The following is a 16,408-nucleotide window of genomic DNA, read 5'->3' as shown; positions in this document are numbered from 1 at the left end:
GCTTTAAAAAAGCGGAGAGACAGGGACTCGAACCCTGGCATCGGTTTCCCGATGACAGATTAGCAATCTGCTCCATTACCGCTCTGGCACCTCTCCTAACTTTTAAAAATAAGACTGATTAGTCTCATAAAGCGGTTGCAAATATATATTGACTTTTATTGCAAAACAAGTCTTTTTAGAAAAAAAATTAAATTATTTGGCTTAATTTTGGCTATTCAAAAGACTATTTAGAACTAAAAGAATGAATTTTAAAGGATTAGTATTTTCGGCAATTTCTTGTTTTTTTATTTTGGCTAGTTGTGCAACTAAAACAGTTCCACCAAAAACAATTACAAAAGTAATTCGTGACACAGTCATTATCAATTCAAAAACAGATCAACCGGAAATGACTCGAGCTGCAAAACTCGACAAGTACAAGGTAACAACAGATTATTATCCATCTATCTCGCAAGATGAACGTGTACGATTTTTGGTGTTACACTACACAGCAATCAACACAGAGTTATCGTTAAAAGTATTGACTCAGAAAGATGTAAGTGCGCATTATTTGGTAAATGATTATGATGACAAAACAATTAATCTTTTAGTTGACGAAACAAAACGTGCATGGCATGCAGGTGTTAGTAGTTGGAAAGGATTGGATAATATAAACTTTTCTTCTATTGGTATCGAAATCGTTAATCTTGGAAACAAAGGAACGGATGCATATCCAAATTACACGCCTTATCCAGATTATCAAATCAAAAAAGTAGGTGAATTGACACAAGATATTGTAAAACGTTATAATATTTCTCCTTTTAATGTAATTGGGCATTCTGATGTTGCGCCAGGAAGAAAACCAGATCCGGGTCCACTTTTCCCTTGGAAAAAATTATATACAGATTACGGTGTTGGTGCATGGTACGATGATACAGACAAGTATGTATTTATGCAACAATATCCTTGGGATACAACAAGTTCCGTTTTTATCACACAAGTGCAAACTGATCTTAAGAAATATGGATACAACGTTCCTACAAATGGAATGATAGACGCGCAAACAAAAAATGCAATTGTGGCATTTCAGATGCATTTCCGTCCAGAAAAATACGATGGAGTTGTAGATGCTGAAACTTGGGCAATCTTGAAAGCATTAAACAAAAAATATAATCCATAAATCAATTTTGATTTATAGTATGAAACTCCTACGTGTTAGGAGTTTTTTATGGAATAAACTTTCAGTAAAATAATATGAATAAATAGCTTAATTTTCATTAAAAATGGAATTGAGAGTTAAGAAAAATTGAAGTAATTTTATCCAAAATAATATAACATGGCTTTTAAAAGTTTGCGCCCAATAATTTGGACGAAAGATTTACAAAAAACAACAAAATTCTATAAAAAATTAGGATTTAAGATTGCTGATCAAAATGAAGATTGGATTTGGGCTTGCTTGCAAAAAGACGATGTAGAAATTATGTTGGCTTATCCAAATGAAGGAGCAGATTTTGAACGAGCTAATTTCACAGGTTCTTTTTATTTTGTTGTAGACAACGTAGACGAGTTGTGGAATCAAGTAAAAGATGATTGCGAAGTTGTATATGAAATTGAGACCTTTGAATGGGATATGCGCGAGTTTGCAATCTACGACAACAATGGTTATATCTTACAATTTGGACAAGAAATAGAAGTTACATTCGAAGATTAATTATGATCTCAAAACGATATTACAACATTATTTTAGGAATAATTATTCTTATTATTCCTGTTGTTTTTTACATGATTATTAACACTATGGTTAGTATAAAATATGAAACCGACGGAGTTGACACTTGTATTTCTACTATAACAGGAAAAAATCTTTGTTCGCAAATCGATCAATTAAAAGTTACTATTTACATTGACATGATTGTGATGATTTTCTGGTTAGCCTTAAGAAACTTAATCGTAAAAAAATAACTTATGGATTATCATTTCGAAGAAAAATTTGAACAAATTAATTTCTCAGAAAATCAAAATATATCTGGTGAATACGAGAATTGCGAGTTTATAAATTGTGATTTGAATGGATTAGATTTAAGCGATATCAAATTTATTCAATGTCAATTTATCGAATGTAATTTGAGTAATGTAACTTTAGAAAACACAAGTTTTCAGCAAGTTGAGTTTATGAATTGTAAAATGATAGGTTTTAATCTCGAAAATTCGAACAAATTTGGATTAAGCATTTCATTTGAAAATTGTACGTTAAACGACTCATCTTTTTATGAATTACCGCTAAAAAAAACAAAGTTTAGCAATTGTTCTCTACAAAATGTAGAATTTTCTTTCGCAGATCTTAGTCAAGCTTATTTTATGAACTGCAATTTGGCTCACGCTATTTTCTATCAGACCAATTTAAAGCAAGCCAACTTCAAAACGGCTTATAACTTCACGATAAATCCGAATGATAATCAATTGAAAGGTGCGCAGTTTTCCAAAGAAAATTGTGTTGGATTATTAGATTATCTTGGAATTACAATAAATTAAAAAAAAGGTTTCGAACAAAATCGAAACCTTTTTTATGCTTTCTACTTATACTATTCTAATCAGAATAAATAATTTCAGATTATATTTTACTAAATCATAACATTTTAGAATAAATTACTTCCATTCTTTATCAATTAATCAATAATTATTTCTTGATTTAATAAATAATAAGACTATTATTGCATCTTTTTTTGATAAATTCTCTGAAATAAATTCATCTCAGATTATCAACTTAAAACTTTTCTTGACATTTTCTTAAGAAATTAAAAAAAATATTAGCGTATTATTTACACTAATAAAATAAAAAAGAAATTCTTTATCAAAAAAAGCATTATTATTATTCGATACGTTATTTTAGATAAACTTAAGTCTATTAATTAAGTCAATACAAAATCACAAATAATGTACAACTAACACCATTTATTAAAAAATGAAAAAAATTTTTGTTGCACTTGCTCTACTATCCATTTTTGGAGCCACGGAATTGAAGGCTCAATATGCTTCTGAATATGATGGCGGTTTGGTCGTTAAATTAAATCCAGAAGGAAGTAAATATGTCCGATTTATTCTTTGGGGACAAACTTGGTTTCAGGATTACGAAGGAAAACACGCCAATGATGGATTTTCTATCAAACGAGCGCGTGTTCTTGCTTATTCGCAAATCAATGATCGATTTATGATTTTAACACATTTTGGTGCAAATGGAATCTATGACAATAATCTTTCTCCGATGGGAAAAAGTACAGATGTATCATTTTTCTTGCATGAAATGTTTTTACAATATAAGGTAACGAACAATTTAGCAATTGGTGCTGGAGTTCACAATTTTGGTGGAATTTCTCGTGGAAATGGTCAAGGTTCTATCAATATGTTGACCTTAGATAATAATAGAGCTGACTGGTCTACACTTGGTTTGTCTGATCAATTTTCAAATCATTTGGGAATGTTTGCAAAAGGGCGAATTGGAAAACTGAATTATCGTTTAGCATTAAGTGATGCTATTACGAATACTTTAGATGGAAACTCTTCGACAGTTTTAGAAAACGGACAAGAAAAGTATTTAGGAAAAGCGATACTTGGAGAAGGAAAATATGCGGTTTCAGGATATTTTGATTATCAATTCTTAGATCAAGAATCGAATGCTTTACCTTATCGCGTTGGAACCTATTTAGGAACTAAAAAAGTATTTAACATTGGAGCAGGATTTTTCAATCAAAGTAATGCAATTGTCAAAAAAGAAAATGATAATTTGATTGGAGAAAATGTAACTCATCTTGCTGTTGATGCTTTTTATGATGCGCCAATCGGAAAATCTTCTTCGATAACAGCTTATGCGAAATATCAAAATTCGGACATGGGCGAAAATTATGTACAAGGAAATGTTGTAGGAGATGGAAATCAGTTTTCTGGACATGTCGGGTATTTATTTCCTAAAAACATCAAAGAAGGAGAAGGGAAATTCCGTAATAGAATTCAGCCGTATGTAGGATATTCTTACAGAGATTTCAAAGGTTTAGTGAAACCTGCAAACGAATTAAAATTAGGTGGAAACTGGTACATTGATGGTCAGAATGCTAAAATTTCTGTAGAATATCAAAAATCTTTCGATCAACCAAAACACATGGACGACATGATAACAATACAAGCAATGATATTATTATAAAAAAAACACAAGAATTAACACAAAAACACATTATTTATGAGCGAAACTGCTAACAAAAAAACAATCTGGAAAGTAATTGGTGCTTCCTCTATGGGAACGCTAATTGAATGGTATGACTTCTTTATTTTTGGAAGTTTAGCTGTTGTAATTTCTACTAAATTTTTTCCCGCTGATAATCCTACAGCAGCCTTTTTATCAACCTTAGCAACATTTGCTGCTGGATTTGTTGTACGTCCATTTGGCGCATTATTCTTTGGTCGATTAGGAGATATTATCGGTCGTAAATATACGTTTATGGCTACTTTAGTATTAATGGGGGGAGCAACTTTTTTGATCGGATGTATTCCATCTTACGAATCAATCGGGTTTATCGCACCTTTATTAGTATTAATCTTACGTTTATTACAAGGTTTAGCACTTGGAGGCGAATATGGAGGTGCTGCAACATATGTAGCAGAACACGCACCAAATGGAGAAAGAGGATATTGGACTTCTTGGATACAAACGACTGCTACAGTTGGTTTATTTGTTTCGTTATTGGTTATTTTATTAACGAAAACATTATTATCAGAAGAACAATTTGACCTATGGGGATGGCGAGTTCCATTTATTTTATCAATTTTGATGGTTTACGTCTCATATTTGATTCGTAAAAACATGGATGAATCGCCAGCTTTCAAAAAAGCAAAAGATGAAGGAACAACTTCTAAAAATCCTTTGAAAGAATCTTTCGGGAATCGTTACAACATGAAATTCGTTTTATTAGCACTTTTTGGAGCTGTAATGGGACAAGGAGTCGTGTGGTATACAGGTCAGTTTTACTCGATGAGCTACATGAAAACGGTGATGAATGTAGAATCTGATCAAGTAGATTCTTTGTTAGGAATTGCTTTATTATTTGGTACACCTTTCTTTGTGTTCTTTGGATGGTTGAGTGATAAAGTTGGTCGAAAATGGGTGATGTTAATCGGAATGATTGTCGCAGTATTCTCGTATCGACCAATTTACGAATCAATGTATCAAACAACAAATCTTGAAAACAAGGAAGTGATTGCAGCACAAACAATTGAAAAAACTGAAATCAAAAATATTGACGAAAAATCTGATTCTATTTATACAATTCAAAAATCATTTACAGATGGTACAACTTACAAACAAGTTACAACGCGTCATTTAGAAAATGGTCAAGCAAAAATTGTGGATGGAAAAGTAAGTGAAATTGTTAAAAAATCGACACATATTAATAGTGGTGATAAATGGAAATTAGTTGGTCTTATCTGGATTCAAATTATTTTTATCACAATGGTTTATGGTCCAATTGCTGCGTTCTTAGTAGAAATGTTCCCTGTTAAAATTAGATATACATCAATGTCTTTGCCTTACCACGTAGGAAACGGAATTTTTGGAGGTCTTTTACCTGCTGTTTCTACTTATTTGGTAACAAATGCCAAAAACAACGGAGATCCACAGTTTTACTTAGAGGGTCTTTGGTATCCTATCGGAATTGCGGCTGTTTGTTTTATCATCGGAGCAATTTATATCAGTAATAAAGACAGAAATGTTAACTAAAAAACTAATTAAAAATGGAAACAATTAAAAAAATATTAGGAATCGTTTGGATCGCATTATCACTTGTTTTAGCCTACTTTTGTATCATGGAATTTGGAATTCCAAAATTATCATCAGGTTCGCAAGATGATTTAGTATTCGGAATTATTATTCTATTTGTCCTTACACCAATTATTGTTATTGGAATGGCTCTCTTTGGCTATTATGCATTACTTGGTGAATACAGTGAAGAAAAAATGTAAAAAACTATACACGAAATCCTCAACACATGTTGAGGATTTTTTTATATAAATGTATTTTCAATAAACCTTTTTATTAAATCCATAAAAAACAAATCATAAAACGTTAATATCTTTTTAAGAGTTTTAGCATAGTTTATGTCAATTAATTTTAAAATCAACAAAGGTACTCGAAGTTAAACTGAAATATAATTCAAATACAAAAAGCCTTGCAAATACAAAGCTTTTCATTTATAATATAATTTCTAAAATTGTTTTATATCTGTTCTTTTTCCGTGATAGAAAAGTATTTTCCAATGTTCTGTTTTCGCATCAACTTCCCAACGCAAACGATCTTCCATCGCTTTTACACCATCTGCATCATTCTTGAAAGCGGCATGATATTTAAAATAATTTAATTGAGGTAGATTGTCAGCTCCATAAAATACAATTTCATCATTTTCTTTGATCCAAAAAACTTGTTGAAAAGGAACGTGTCCTCCTGTAACTTCGAATTTGATATTATCCGTTATATTTCCACTATCATCATTCATCCATACAATATTTTTGAATGATTTTAACTTTTCTAAACGTTCATAATTATAAGAATTATCTGTTTGAGCAACCGCATAATCATATTCGCGTTGTTGAATATAGATTTTTGCATCAGGAAAATTACATACAAACTGCTCTCCTACCCAACTTCCTATACCGTTGATATGATCTTTATGTAAATGCGAAATTAATACTTTCGTAATTTGATTTGGATTAATATTATGTACGCGTAATTTTTTTAGAATGATAGGTTCACAATCTACTTCAGTTCCGAAACCACAATCAATCAAAATATTTTCATCTCCAATTTGTATCAAAAATGGACGAACAATAAGATTATATCCATCAGTGGGATTCTTTATTTCAATATTATCACCTAAATAATGAAACTCTTTTTTTGCATCAACATGAAAAACACCTTCTAAAAGAGGAATAACTTTCATTTACTTTTATTTTTTACAAAGGTAATTCGTTTAGATTCTCTCTACAAAAAAAGGCTTCCAAAATAGGAAGCCTTAAAAATTATTATGATTCAAATCTTATTTTACAATTGTCATTTCATCAACGATGTGTTTTGCTCCAGCAAATTTATCAACAACCCATAAAACGTAACGAATATCTACAGATATCGTACGTTGTAATTTAGGATCGAAGATAACGTCACCAGCCATTGCTTCAATGTTTCCGTCGAATGCAATACCGATTAATTCACCTTTACCATTCATTACTGGAGAACCAGAGTTACCTCCTGTAATATCATTGTTTGATAAGAAATTTACGTGTAAATATCCATCTTTATCTCCATATTGTCCATAATCTTTTGCTTTCGCTAAATCTAATAAACGTTGTGGATTTTCGAATTCTTCGTCACCTGCAATGTGTTTTGCAACTGTACCTTCTAATGTTGTGAAATAGTTAGAAGCAACATCTGGTTGACGTTTTGGATTTGTACTTTTTGGTAAATTTTGAATAGAACCGTAAGTTAAACGTAACGTAGAATTTGCGTCTGGATATAAGATATTTCCAATTTTAGACTCACGTAAACCTTTTACCAATAAACGGAAGTTTTTAGAATAAACATCATTCAATTTTGCTTGTTCATCAGTTTGCTTAGAAGCTCTTTCTACTAAAGCATTTGACAAAACATATAAAGGATCTTTTTTCAAGACTTCTACATCTGGAGAAATTAAGAAATTCTCAACTTGTTTTTGATCAGCGAAAAAACTTCTTTCAACAGCATCATTTACATAAGCTGTAAAGTTCTTGTTATTTTGTTTCGCTAAATCAGCAACATAAGGCGCTAAACCAGCTTCGCTCGCTTTAGAAGCATACAGATTTAATTGAGCAGCCAATAAATCTTTTTCTAAAGGTAAATACATTTTTTCGTAATAAGCATTGATTGCATTCTGAATTTTCGGACGCATTTCATCACGTTTTGCATCATTCGCTGCTGCATAGTTTTCTAATGCTTTTCCAATAGAATATGGCGCACTTGCTAAAGTTGAGTAACGCAATAAAATGTTGATGTAATTGTTATGACGAGCATCTAAATTTGTTTTCGCATAATAATTATTCAAATTCGAAACAACATCACCATATTCGGCTTTGTTTGCTCCTTTTTGAGCCCATTTATTGAATTTTTCTTCTTCTTTTGTTTTCTTCGCAACAGTTCCGTGAAGTTTTAAAGCTTCGATCATTCCATCACGATTTTTCCAATAGTTCGCAACTCCAGCATATTTAGAAGCATAATCAATATTTACTTTTTGATTTTGCTCCATATATTTTTTCATTTGATCCATTGTAACTTTAGAAGCTTCAACCCAAGCAGGATAAGCGTACTCTACATTTTGAGCAACACCTTGCGCTGGCATCCAACGATTTGTACGACCTGGGTAACCTAAAATCATAGCGAAATCATTTGGTTGATATCCTTTTAAAGAAACTGGTAAATGATGTTTTGGTTGCAACGGAACATTGCTTGTAGAATAAGCTGCAGGATTTCCATCTTTGTCACCATATACGCGGAACATAGAGAAATCTCCTGTGTGACGTGGCCATTCCCAGTTATCTGTATCTCCACCATATTTTCCAATAGAACTTGGAGGTGTTCCTACTAAACGTACATCTTCATAGTCTTGGTAAACAAAATAGTAATATTCATTTCCTTGAAAGAATGAACGAACAGAAACAACATATTTTCCGTTTTCACTGTTCTCTTTTTCAATTTTTGCAATCTCTTGGTTAATCGCTTTTTCACGATCTAACTCAGACATTTTATCATTTACAACCCCTAAAATACGTTTAGAAACATCATCCATGCGAACGAAGAAACGTACTTTTAAGCTTTTTGGTTTTAACTCAGCAGCTTTGTCTTTTGCCCAAAAACCATCTTTTAAGTAATCATGTTCTGGAGCAGATAATTCAGCAATAGCACCATAACCACAGTGGTGATTTGTCAAAACTAAACCTTGACCAGAAACCATTTCAGCAGTACATCCACCACCAAATTGTACAATAGCATCTTTTAAAGAGTTATTGTTGATACTATAAATTTCTTCTGAAGTTAATTGTAAACCTTGTTTTTGCATATCACGGTGATTCAGACGTTCGATGAACATCAAAAACCACATTCCTTCGTCAGCTTTCACTTTAAAAGGAAAAAGCATAACCACTAAAAGCGTGGATAATAAAAATTTTTTCATTATTTGTTTGTCTTCAATTTTACGAAATGCTAAAATAATTGATTCTTTGAAGTTCTCCTAATCTTTAAGTATTTAATAAAGTTTTACTGAGGTTTTATTGTTAAAAAACGATTATTTTTATTTAATTAACACAAAATTTGAATCGTGAAAGTAAAAATTAAAATCATTAATCTACTTTACTTCCTAATTGGTTTTATTGGAATGGTTGGTTTCATTATTATTTTGAATAATCAAACTAAATCAAAACCTGAATATTTTTTTGATGAAACTAATTTATCATTTGAATATATAGATGAAATTAGAAAATATAATTTTGAAAAAAATCAATTCGAGCAATATTATATTGAAGATACTATTGTAATAAAAAACGTTCTTGACCAAAAAGAAAAAGAAAATATAATTTCCTTAATTAGAGATAAAAATATTTTTAAATTAGACTCTATTTATCAAACAGGTCATGAAGTAATTGTTACACTACCCAATCTAAGAAAAAATATTATTATTAGTGATAAAACTATCAATAGACATTTTGTTCTAACTTCTGCCTTTGAAGAAAATAATTATTTATCAAATAAAAAAGATTATAATGAATTAATCAATTTTATTAATGAACTAAATAGTATTTTAAACAAAAATGATAAAATCAAACATCTTAAAAAGACAGATTTAGAATTTATGTAACAAAAAAAGTCCGAGAAAATCTCGGACTTTTTACTTTATATCAAAACTTAATTAAGCTTCTTTATTATCTTGAGGTTTATCCTCTTTTTTCTCTGCTGGTTTAGCAGGTTTTTCTGTTCTCTCTGGTTTTGGCAACAAAGCTTTACGAGATAATTTCATTTTCTTTTTATCATCGTAACCTAAGAATTTAACATCAATTTTATCACCGATGTTTACAGAATCTTCAACTTTTTCAAGACGTCTGTGCTCTAATTCAGAAATGTGAACTAAACCTTCAACTCCTTTTGCAATCTCTACAAACGCTCCAAATGGTTTGATAGATTTTACAACTGAATGATATGTTTCACCAACTTCTGGAACGAAAGCAATTTGTTTGATTCTTTCTACAACACGATCGATGTTTTCTTGAATCACACCATTGATTTCTACACGTCCTGTTGTCTCTAACTCAGTAATTGCAATAACTGTTTCAGTTTCTTTTTGCATTTCTTGAATTACTTTTCCTCCAGGTCCGATTACTGCTCCAATGAATTCTTTAGGAATTTCAATTACAACAACTTTTGGTGCATTTGGTTTCAATTGTGGACGAGGCGCTGGTAAAGTTTCTAATAATTTACCTAAAATGTGCTCACGACCTTCTTTTGCTTGTAACAAAGCTGTTTCCATGATTTCCATAGATAAACCTTGTACTTTAATATCCATTTGACAAGCTGTGATACCGTCTGCAGTTCCTGTTACTTTAAAGTCCATATCTCCTAAGTGATCTTCATCTCCTAAGATATCAGACAATACTGTAAATTTACCTGATTTAGTATCTGTGATTAATCCCATTGCAATACCTGAAACTGGTTTTTTCATTTGTAAACCTGAATCCATAATTGCTAATGTTCCTGCACAAACTGTTGCCATAGAAGAAGAACCGTTAGATTCTAATACTTCAGAAACGATACGAACTGTATAAGGACAATCGTCTGGTAACATTTGCGCTAAAGCACGTTGTGCTAAGTTTCCGTGACCAACTTCACGACGAGAAGTTCCTCTTAATGGACGAGCTTCACCTGTTGAGAATGGAGGGAAATTATAGTGTAAAAAGAATTTTTCGTCGAAGTTTGTTACAACTCCATCAACCATATTAGCATCTTTAGAAGAACCTAAAGTTACTGTAGCTAATGCTTGAGTTTCTCCACGTGTGAAGATTGCAGAACCATGAGTTGATGGTAAATAATCAACTTCTGTCCAAATTGGACGAATCGTTTTTGGATCACGTCCGTCTAAACGAATTCCTTCGTTTAAGATTAATTGACGTACAGCTTCTTTTTGTACATCGTGGAAGTAAATGTGAGCAAAAGGAGTTACACGAGCTAACTCTTCTTCATCTCCTTCGTATTGAGCTAAGAAATCTGCTTCAACTTGAGCAAATTTATCACCTCTTTCGTGTTTATCAGATGGATGTTTAGCGATATCATAAAATTTATCATATCCATAAGCCCATACTTTTTCGCGAATTTCTTCGTCGTGTGTTTCATGGCTATATTCACGTTTTGGTAAAGATTTACCTACTTTCGCTGCTAAACTTTCTTGTGCTTCAATTTGTTTTTTAATCTCAGCATGAGCAAATTCAATTGCGTCTAACATTTCACGTTCAGAAATTTCGCTCATCTCCCCTTCTACCATTACAACAGAATCTTTAGAAGCACCAACCATAATGTCGATATCAGCTTGATCTAACTGTTCTTTTGAAGGATTAATCATTAACTCACCATTTAAACGAATAACGCGAGCTTCTGAAATTAATGTGAAAGGAATATCTGTAATTGCAATGGCTGCTGATGCAGCTAAACCAGCTAAAGCTTCTGGCATTACATTTTTATCGTAAGAAATAAGTGAGATCATAACCTGAACCTCAGCATGGAAGTCTTCTGGAAACATTGGACGTAAAACACGGTCTACAAGACGCATTGTTAATACTTCATCGTCTGATGGTTTTGCTTCTCTTCTGAAGAAATTTCCTGGGATGCGTCCTGCAGCGTAAAATTTTTCTCTATAATCTACTGTTAAAGGTAAAAAATCTACACCTGGATTTGCTTCTTTGTTTGCTACAACTGTAGCTAATAACATGGTGTCGCCCATGCGTACAACCACAGATCCGTCAGCTTGTTTTGCTAATTTCCCTGTTTCGATTGTAATTTCTCTTCCGTCTGAAAGAGTAATTTTTTCTGTGATCGCCTGTGGAATCATTCGTCTTCTTAGTATTTAATTCGTCTAAAGTTAAAGCCGTTTGCTTTAACTGCATTATATAAAGATAAATATCTTATTTTAATTTATAACAAAAAAAAAGGCAATTTCTACGTAATTGCCCTTTTATATTGTGTTTAAAATTACTTACGTAATCCTAATTCAGCGATAATCGCACGGTATCTTGTGATATCTTTTTTCTTTAAGTAGTTTAATAACGCTTTACGCTTACCAACTAACATAACTAATGATCTTTCTGTATTAAAATCTTTGTGATTTTTTTTCAAGTGACCAGTTAAGTGGTTAATTCTGTAAGTGAATAATGCGATTTGCCCTTCTGCAGATCCTGTATCTGTAGCAGATTTACCATGCTTTGCGAATAATTCGCTTTTTACTTCTGATGTTAAGTACATGCCAATATTATTTAATAATTATTATGTAATGAGGTGCAAATGTACAACTATTAAATGAAATATTAAACTTTGTACAAAAATAAAAGTGACCGATTGGTTAATTCGGTCACTTTTTAAAAATTTGGTTTAGTTTGATTTAGATAGATAATAGAAAGTGATGTTTTAATTTTCTACTAAATCAAATAGGTTTGTTTGTTGTAAAAGACTAGCTTTCACAATTGTTGGTTAATAGGTTAAAAGTCGGCTTGTTTCAATAATTAATCATAGGTTAGTTAATAATTATTAAAATAGGTTTAGGTAGGCAAGATTAATCTTCTATAATTCGTATTTTTTTATTTGTTATTATTTTAATCGGATAAACTACTTTTTCGTCCGCAGTTTGTATTGTCATACATATATTGTTAATAGCAATTATCACACCTTGTACATCATCTTCGATGATAATTCTTTGTCCAATTTCAAAATTTCTATTGGTATAAAAAGACAATAATAATCTGTAAATAACGTCTTTTGATCCTAATCCAAACGCAATTGCCAATGTCAAGAACACCGATCCTAAGATTAAGAATAAATTATTCGTAATTAAATCTGTATTAACTCCAGCTTGATTTAATGAAGTAATAATTGTAAATATCAAAATGATATAAAAAATGATATTACTAACCGGTAGTGCATTTGTATTAGGTTGTACAACTTTTATATACAATCTAATACAAATGCACTACCGGTTTATATTATCTATTTATAGTTAACCTTCTTTATCTTTTTTGTTCGGTTTGTTAGTTGATTTTTTTCCGATTCCGAAGAAATTTCCAGTTGTGCTTGGATATTTTACTGAAAACAAATCGGCTACTTCCAACGATAATTTTATTAAAGCAACATCATCCATAACTTTTTGCTTTATTGTTTCTGGAAGCTTCTCATTGGCTAGCATAGTCTTAAAAGGGTTTTCCATTTTACAATGCCTTATAAATTTTTAATAAACGATTTTTTGCTCGATTCAATCTCATCTTAGTTGCACTTTCACCAATCTCTAAAGTTTCTGAAATTTCTTTGATTGAAAATTCATCTTGATATTTCATCAGTAATATAGATTTCTCTTCTACATCCAACTCCTTTAGGGACCGCATTAGTTTTTCGATTTTAATTCAAAAATTTCTTTGTCATCAATAATTTCGTCATTATAGTTATCAACCAAATCATCCATCACCGAATAATTTTTTCTTTCTTCTTTTATCTTTCGTTGCACATATTGACACAAAAATTATATGTAAAAGAATATAACCAAGTAGAGCTATTTGGTCACTCATTTTTTTATTTTTTTTAAAAAAATTTTTAAAATAATCTTAACTTAAACGAATATCTATTTAAAATACAATAATATATAAAAAAACCGACAAATAAAAATTTATCGGTTTTTTATGAATAATAATTAATTACGAATTATTTCTCCAAAACATCTAAGACATCCTGAAAACCTCCTCCATTAAAAATTTCGTCTACACCTTGTGCTTGTAAATATTGTGCAGCTTGACCAGAACGGTTACCACTTCTACAAAAAACTACAATAGGTCTTGACATTTCTTTAAACTCCTCTACTCTTGTAGGAACTTCTCCTAATGGAATATTAATCGCATTTGGAACAAATCCATCTGTATCCAATTCAAAAGGCTCACGAACATCTACTAATGTTACATTAGCATTGTTTATTGCTTCAACTGTTGTCATTTTAATAATTCTATTTCTATTTTTTATCCAATCAATAATTTTGCCAAGCATCTTACCAAATTCTAATACGGTCTTTTGGTGCTTTGTACAATTTATCTCCTGGTTTTGTTTTAAACGCATCATGGAACGCATCAATATTAACGATTGGTCCAAAAGAACGGTAATATCCAGGCGAATGTGGATCTGTTTTCACTTGATTTACTAAAGCTTCATCAGTCGCTTTTGTTCTCCAAATAGTTGCCCAAGATAAGAAGAAACGTTGTTGCGGAGTATATCCATCTATATTTCCGTAAGTTCCTTTATCTTTCAAATACATTTGTAATGCATCAAAAGCAACAGAAGCTCCTCCTAAATCTCCAATATTTTCTCCTGATGTAAATGTACCATTAACGTGTGTTCCTGCTACTGGTTCATAACCATCATATTGCGTTGCCAAAGCTTTTGTAGCTTTTGCAAATTTCTCTTCGTCTTGTGGTGTCCACCAGTTTACTAAGTTACCATCACCGTCAAATTTAGCTCCCGAATCATCGAATCCGTGAGAAATTTCGTGACCGATAACTGCTCCAATTCCACCAAAGTTTACAGCTGCATCCGCTCTATAATCATAGAAAGGTGGTTGTAAAATTGCTGCTGGGAAAACAATTTCGTTATTAGTTGGATTAAAATATGCATTTACAGTTTGTGGCGACATTCCCCAACGAGTTTTGTCAACTGGTTTTCCAAAATCTTTCAAGTTTTCTGCTTGACGCCATTTGCTAATTGCCATTACATCTTCAATTAAGTTTCCTCCATCTGCCAAAGATTTTACTTGTAATCCAGAATAATCTTTCCATTTATCAGGGTAACCAATTTTTACAGTAAACTTGTTTAATTTTTCTAATGCTTTCGTTTTAGTTGCGTCAGACATCCAATCTAATTCTTTGATGTGTTTGTCAAAAGATTTGAATAAATAACTGATTAATTCTTCAGCTTTTGCTTTTGCCTCTGGTGGAAAATTATCTTTCACATAAATTTGTCCTAATAATTCTCCTGTCGCGCCATTTACAAACGCTAAACCTCTTTTTTCTAATGGACGTTGCTCTTTTTGACCAGATAAAGTTTTTCCGTAAAATTCGAAATTAATTTTATCTAATTCAGATGTTGAATAACTTGCATAAGAATTGATTAATTTAAAACGTAAATAATCCTTAATCAAAGGTAAATTCTCTTGATTTAAGATTTTATCTAAATTTTTATAATAATCTAATTCACCGATAATTACCGTTTCTGGATTAATTCCTAAAGCTTTTACATAACGCTCAATATCAACATTTTTCGTTAAATTCTTAACTTCTGATAATTTTACAGGATTGTATGATTTATTTGGATCACGATCTTCTTCAACAGTTTTGATGTATTTCGCAATCATTTTTTCGAAAGCCACAATTTTTGGACCTTTCAAATCACGTGTTTTAGAACCTGTATAAGGCATCAATTGATCGATAAACTTGTTCAAATTAGCTAAAGTTTCAGTATTTTTAGCATCTTCTTTTTGGTAATAAGTTTTACCTAAAGTCAAGTCAATATCTCCTAAATAAACAGCATTTTGTTTACTATTTTTAAGGTCAGTATAAACATAAGCACCATAAAAAGGATTCTCTCCGATAGCAGCTACATCGATTAAATAATCTTGTAAACCTTTCATATCTTTGATTGCATCAATCTGCTTAAAATATTTTTGTAATGGTGCTAAAGCCGTTTTGTTACGCGCATCAACATTCATATACGCATCATACAAATCCGCAATTTTTTGCTCACTTGTTCCTTTAGCATGTTTCGTTTTAATAAGATCTTTTACCAATTGTAAAGTCACCTTATCCGTATTCTCTCTCAACTCATCAAAGCTTCCCCATCTAGCTCTATCAGAAGGAATTTCTGTAATTTTCATCCAATTACCATTTACATAATTATATAAATCATCTTGTGGACGAACCGACTTATCCATATAGTTTGGATTAAAAGCCTGATATGATTCTTGCGCAATTGCTAAAACAGAGGTACATGCAAATGCAGCAACAAATAGTTGTTTTTTCATATTTCTACTAAGTATTTTTGATTCGATTTGTCGAAATTAATACGATGTTTGTTACAAATTTA

17 protein-coding genes and 1 tRNA gene are annotated in these 16,408 nt (G+C 31.4%); 8 read left to right on the top strand and 10 right to left on the bottom strand.

Features of this window, described 5'->3' with window-relative positions:
* Positions 1-12 precede the first annotated feature (12 nt).
* A tRNA-Ser gene (locus tag B4G36_RS08800) sits at positions 13-96 on the bottom strand.
* Between the two features lie 145 nt (positions 97-241).
* On the opposite strand from B4G36_RS08800, the gene B4G36_RS08795 reads away from it, so the two are divergent.
* The 7 genes from B4G36_RS08795 to B4G36_RS08765 all read left to right on the top strand — a co-directional run bounded on the left by B4G36_RS08795 (position 242) and on the right by B4G36_RS08765 (position 5,982).
* On the top strand, positions 242-1,156 hold the full coding sequence (locus B4G36_RS08795) for an N-acetylmuramoyl-L-alanine amidase (RefSeq protein WP_114999956.1): 915 nt from the start codon (positions 242-244) through the stop codon (positions 1,154-1,156).
* A 156-nt stretch (positions 1,157-1,312) separates the two neighbouring features.
* Positions 1,313-1,687, top strand: coding sequence for a VOC family protein (locus B4G36_RS08790; protein ID WP_038333665.1), 375 nt, complete (start codon positions 1,313-1,315; stop codon positions 1,685-1,687).
* 2 nt (positions 1,688-1,689) lie between these two features.
* Positions 1,690-1,938, top strand: coding sequence for a hypothetical protein (locus B4G36_RS08785; RefSeq protein WP_291063422.1), 249 nt, complete (start codon positions 1,690-1,692; stop codon positions 1,936-1,938).
* 3 nt (positions 1,939-1,941) lie between these two features.
* Positions 1,942-2,508, top strand: coding sequence for a pentapeptide repeat-containing protein (locus tag B4G36_RS08780; RefSeq protein WP_291063420.1), 567 nt, complete (start codon positions 1,942-1,944; stop codon positions 2,506-2,508).
* Positions 2,509-2,938: 430 nt separating this feature from the next.
* The gene (locus tag B4G36_RS08775) at positions 2,939-4,171 is read left to right on the top strand and encodes a hypothetical protein (protein ID WP_291063418.1); all 1,233 of its coding nucleotides are present in this window, start codon (positions 2,939-2,941) and stop codon (positions 4,169-4,171) included.
* 36 nt (positions 4,172-4,207) lie between these two features.
* Positions 4,208-5,740: an MFS transporter gene (locus B4G36_RS08770; protein ID WP_291063416.1), complete on the top strand. Its 1,533-nt coding sequence runs from the start codon at positions 4,208-4,210 to the stop codon at positions 5,738-5,740.
* A gap of 14 nt (positions 5,741-5,754) precedes the next feature.
* The gene (locus tag B4G36_RS08765) at positions 5,755-5,982 is read left to right on the top strand and encodes a DUF6814 family protein (protein ID WP_125350389.1); all 228 of its coding nucleotides are present in this window, start codon (positions 5,755-5,757) and stop codon (positions 5,980-5,982) included.
* Between the two features lie 242 nt (positions 5,983-6,224).
* On the opposite strand, the gene B4G36_RS08760 is transcribed toward B4G36_RS08765, so the two are convergent.
* Positions 6,225-6,956, bottom strand: a complete 732-nt coding sequence (locus tag B4G36_RS08760; protein ID WP_291063414.1) for an MBL fold metallo-hydrolase — start codon at positions 6,954-6,956, stop codon at positions 6,225-6,227.
* A gap of 96 nt (positions 6,957-7,052) precedes the next feature.
* On the bottom strand, positions 7,053-9,215 hold the full coding sequence (locus tag B4G36_RS08755; protein ID WP_038333656.1) for a S46 family peptidase: 2,163 nt from the start codon (positions 9,213-9,215) through the stop codon (positions 7,053-7,055).
* Between the two features lie 144 nt (positions 9,216-9,359).
* Here B4G36_RS08755 and B4G36_RS08750 point away from each other — a divergent pair, with 144 nt between their 5' ends.
* Positions 9,360-9,896: a hypothetical protein gene (locus tag B4G36_RS08750; protein WP_291063412.1), complete on the top strand. Its 537-nt coding sequence runs from the start codon at positions 9,360-9,362 to the stop codon at positions 9,894-9,896.
* 51 nt (positions 9,897-9,947) lie between these two features.
* On the opposite strand, the gene B4G36_RS08745 is transcribed toward B4G36_RS08750, so the two are convergent.
* From B4G36_RS08745 to B4G36_RS08715, 7 genes are all read right to left on the bottom strand, one after another.
* Positions 9,948-12,134, bottom strand: a complete 2,187-nt coding sequence (locus B4G36_RS08745) for a polyribonucleotide nucleotidyltransferase (protein ID WP_291063410.1) — start codon at positions 12,132-12,134, stop codon at positions 9,948-9,950.
* Positions 12,135-12,274: 140 nt separating this feature from the next.
* On the bottom strand, positions 12,275-12,544 hold the full coding sequence (rpsO, locus tag B4G36_RS08740; protein WP_038333654.1) for a 30S ribosomal protein S15: 270 nt from the start codon (positions 12,542-12,544) through the stop codon (positions 12,275-12,277).
* A 307-nt stretch (positions 12,545-12,851) separates the two neighbouring features.
* Complete coding sequence (locus B4G36_RS08735) at positions 12,852-13,181, bottom strand: hypothetical protein (RefSeq protein WP_291063409.1); 330 nt, start codon at positions 13,179-13,181, stop codon at positions 12,852-12,854.
* 111 nt (positions 13,182-13,292) lie between these two features.
* Entirely contained in the window at positions 13,293-13,499 is a 207-nt protein-coding gene (locus B4G36_RS08730) for a hypothetical protein (protein WP_291063407.1), read from the bottom strand.
* 1 nt (position 13,500) lies between these two features.
* The gene (locus B4G36_RS08725; protein WP_291063405.1) at positions 13,501-13,674 is read right to left on the bottom strand and encodes an RNA polymerase sigma factor; all 174 of its coding nucleotides are present in this window, start codon (positions 13,672-13,674) and stop codon (positions 13,501-13,503) included.
* A gap of 313 nt (positions 13,675-13,987) precedes the next feature.
* Positions 13,988-14,323 (bottom strand): rhodanese-like domain-containing protein, encoded by a 336-nt coding sequence (locus B4G36_RS08720; protein WP_244958029.1) that lies wholly within the window; start codon positions 14,321-14,323, stop codon positions 13,988-13,990.
* A gap of 1 nt (position 14,324) precedes the next feature.
* The gene (locus tag B4G36_RS08715; protein ID WP_291063402.1) at positions 14,325-16,346 is read right to left on the bottom strand and encodes a M13 family metallopeptidase; all 2,022 of its coding nucleotides are present in this window, start codon (positions 16,344-16,346) and stop codon (positions 14,325-14,327) included.
* Positions 16,347-16,408: the final 62 nt, after the last annotated feature.

The organism is Empedobacter sp. UBA3239 (genome assembly GCF_002362875.1).
In the GTDB taxonomy this organism is placed as follows: domain Bacteria; phylum Bacteroidota; class Bacteroidia; order Flavobacteriales; family Weeksellaceae; genus Empedobacter; species Empedobacter falsenii_B.
The sequence above is the reverse complement of the archived record's forward strand: the minus strand, read 5'-3'. Positions and strand labels throughout refer to the sequence as shown.

Excerpts from the sequence above, each read along its gene's own strand:
- B4G36_RS08795 (WP_114999956.1), top strand. The coding sequence starts at position 242 with ATGAATTTTAAAGGATTAGTATTTTCGGCAATTTCTTGTTTTTTTATT.
- B4G36_RS08790 (WP_038333665.1), top strand. The coding sequence starts at position 1,313 with ATGGCTTTTAAAAGTTTGCGCCCAATAATTTGGACGAAAGATTTACAA.
- B4G36_RS08785 (WP_291063422.1), top strand. The coding sequence starts at position 1,690 with ATGATCTCAAAACGATATTACAACATTATTTTAGGAATAATTATTCTT.
- B4G36_RS08780 (WP_291063420.1), top strand. The coding sequence starts at position 1,942 with ATGGATTATCATTTCGAAGAAAAATTTGAACAAATTAATTTCTCAGAA.
- B4G36_RS08775 (WP_291063418.1), top strand. The coding sequence starts at position 2,939 with ATGAAAAAAATTTTTGTTGCACTTGCTCTACTATCCATTTTTGGAGCC.
- B4G36_RS08770 (WP_291063416.1), top strand. The coding sequence starts at position 4,208 with ATGAGCGAAACTGCTAACAAAAAAACAATCTGGAAAGTAATTGGTGCT.
- B4G36_RS08765 (WP_125350389.1), top strand. The coding sequence starts at position 5,755 with ATGGAAACAATTAAAAAAATATTAGGAATCGTTTGGATCGCATTATCA.
- B4G36_RS08760 (WP_291063414.1), bottom strand. The coding sequence starts at position 6,956 with ATGAAAGTTATTCCTCTTTTAGAAGGTGTTTTTCATGTTGATGCAAAA.
- B4G36_RS08755 (WP_038333656.1), bottom strand. The coding sequence starts at position 9,215 with ATGAAAAAATTTTTATTATCCACGCTTTTAGTGGTTATGCTTTTTCCT.
- B4G36_RS08745 (WP_291063410.1), bottom strand. The coding sequence starts at position 12,134 with ATGATTCCACAGGCGATCACAGAAAAAATTACTCTTTCAGACGGAAGA.
- rpsO (WP_038333654.1), bottom strand. The coding sequence starts at position 12,544 with ATGTACTTAACATCAGAAGTAAAAAGCGAATTATTCGCAAAGCATGGT.
- B4G36_RS08730 (WP_291063407.1), bottom strand. The coding sequence starts at position 13,499 with ATGGAAAACCCTTTTAAGACTATGCTAGCCAATGAGAAGCTTCCAGAA.
- B4G36_RS08725 (WP_291063405.1), bottom strand. The coding sequence starts at position 13,674 with ATGCGGTCCCTAAAGGAGTTGGATGTAGAAGAGAAATCTATATTACTG.
- B4G36_RS08720 (WP_244958029.1), bottom strand. The coding sequence starts at position 14,323 with ATGCTTGGCAAAATTATTGATTGGATAAAAAATAGAAATAGAATTATT.
- B4G36_RS08715 (WP_291063402.1), bottom strand. The coding sequence starts at position 16,346 with ATGAAAAAACAACTATTTGTTGCTGCATTTGCATGTACCTCTGTTTTA.